At 39.7% G+C, this 2,047-nt stretch carries 2 protein-coding genes and 1 pseudogene; 1 reads left to right on the top strand and 2 read right to left on the bottom strand.

The window, feature by feature from the left end; genetic code table 11:
* Positions 1–296 (top strand): annotated as a pseudogene (locus M595_RS27160) (hypothetical protein); the annotation flags it as partial.
* A 15-nt stretch (positions 297–311) separates the two neighbouring features.
* Here M595_RS27160 and M595_RS27165 read toward each other — a convergent pair.
* Both M595_RS27165 and M595_RS27170 read right to left on the bottom strand, forming a co-directional pair.
* Entirely contained in the window at positions 312–1,145 is an 834-nt protein-coding gene (locus M595_RS27165) for a carbohydrate ABC transporter permease (RefSeq protein ID WP_023064676.1), read from the bottom strand.
* Positions 1,142–1,768: a 5-formyltetrahydrofolate cyclo-ligase gene (locus M595_RS27170; protein WP_023064692.1), complete on the bottom strand. Its 627-nt coding sequence runs from the start codon at positions 1,766–1,768 to the stop codon at positions 1,142–1,144. The genes M595_RS27165 and M595_RS27170 overlap by 4 nt, the downstream gene beginning before the upstream one ends.
* Positions 1,769–2,047 lie beyond the last annotated feature (279 nt).

A 2,047-nucleotide genomic window follows, 5' to 3' on the forward strand; every position in this document is an offset into this window, starting at 1 on the left:
GTGTGCTCTTCCGATCTCGCTATGATGGGCCAAGTCCACAATCGAAGGAAACAGGAATTGTGATGTTAGCTGATTCTTGTGAGGCGGCGTTGCGAAGTCTTAAAGATGCCACCCACGAAGAAGCCCTACAAATGGTGAATAAAATTCTCCGGGCGAGATGGCAAGATAATCAATTGGTAGACTCTGGACTCAGCCGAGAAGATATGGCAAAAATTGCTGAAGTTTTTGTCCGAGTTTGGGAACAAGTCAACCACAAACGTATTGCTTATCCGAAAGGGGTATTTTCGGCTCGATAGGGTGAGGTTATGGAATTATCCTTTGACCCCTGTTGCGGCGTCTGTTGGCACTATGTAGCGTTGAAGCAACAGAAATAATAACAATACGGGTGCTATCGAAATCACTGATCCCGCAGCCACCAAACGCCAATCGAAAGAGAAGGTTCCGGCTAATTTGGCAACTCCTAAAGGCAGGGTGTAGTATTCGGGTTGATCTAAAATCAGCAACGGCCAAAGAAAGTCACTCCAAGACCCGATAAACACAAAAATTGCTAATGTTATTAAAGCAGGTCGCACAGCCGGAAGCATAATGTGCCACCAAATCCCCAGTTGAGAACATCCATCAATGCGGGCGGCTTCAACGAGTTCTTTGGGTACACTCAAAAAGGCTTGTCGCAACAAAAAAATGCCAAATGCTGAAGCTACACTGGGAAAAATTAAACCGAGATAAGTATTTCTCAATCCTAACTGCACGGTTAAGACGTAGAGGGGAATCATCACAATTTGAAACGGGATCATAATTGTGGCAATAATAGCGGTGAAAATGCTATCCCTTCCCCGAAAGTCTAATCGCGCCAAGGGGTAAGCCGCTAACGCACAGAATAACAAATTTAATTCAACAGTCAGACTCGCCACAATCATACTATTGACAAGATAACGCCCCATCGGGTTTGTTTGCCAGACTTTGATTATATTCTCAAAAGTCGGTTCACGAGGGAATAGCTGAGGGGGAAATTGAAAGATATTTTCGTTCCCTGACTTAAAGGCTGTACCGATCAGCCACAATAACGGAAAGAGCATCAAAAGAGCAATGACACTCAGCAGTAAATAATTCCAAAATCTCTTGATTATTGGTGATTTTAAGTTCATTGATTATTTAACTTCAACCCTTCTTCTGTACAACATTCATTTAAAGGTTGATCCCAATTCTCAATCGGTAACTCGGTCAAATAAGCAAAATCAAATACAATTCCTATCGTTGGAATAGATTGCCACTCAGGAGAACTAAGCATCCGATCATAATATCCTCCACCGTATCCTAAACGATATCCTCGCTGATCACAAGCAACAGCCGGAACTAAAATTAAATCAACTTGAGACGGTGAAATTAGGGGTAAGTCGGCGTGAGGTTCCCATATTCCATAAGCCCCTGTTTGCAAGAGTTCGCCGGGTTTCCATTCATGCCAAATTAGAACATTTTCAACACATCTTGGAAATCCCCAAATTTTTGTTCCTTCTTGGCTGGTTTCTGCAAAGAGACGACTCAAATCAGGTTCTTGACGAAAGCTAACATAAGCTAAAACTGTTTTTGCGTGTTGAAATATAGACGAAGCTTGTAAATGAAAACTAATGCGATCGCTCTTTTCTCGCCAATCTTCTGCTGACATCGACTGACGAATATGCAGTAACTCTCGACGAAGCTGATGTTTACTTTGGGGAGTTTGTTTTTGTTTCACGACGTTTGTAGAGGTTTGATCTATCTTGGGAGTCATAATATTCTAATAATTAAGCTTTAGTTCGATCATAAATTTCTAATGTTAAACAGAGAAATATATCCAACAATTTTTATGATTTTCCAATCAGAATATACTTTGTTAACAGTAGAAAAACTGATTTTTTTAAAACTTTTTATTTAGACTAAAAATGAACTTTTTTTGTTTCAAAAATAGAAGAATTTGCTTGATTTAATTTAAAAAGAACAATTTAGTCAAAGTTTTGTTGAACTAAAACACTCTGAAATATCAGTTCAAAAAGGCTTAATAGACTCTATC

This window comes from Lyngbya aestuarii BL J (genome assembly GCF_000478195.2).
Classification (GTDB): domain Bacteria; phylum Cyanobacteriota; class Cyanobacteriia; order Cyanobacteriales; family Microcoleaceae; genus Capilliphycus; species Capilliphycus aestuarii.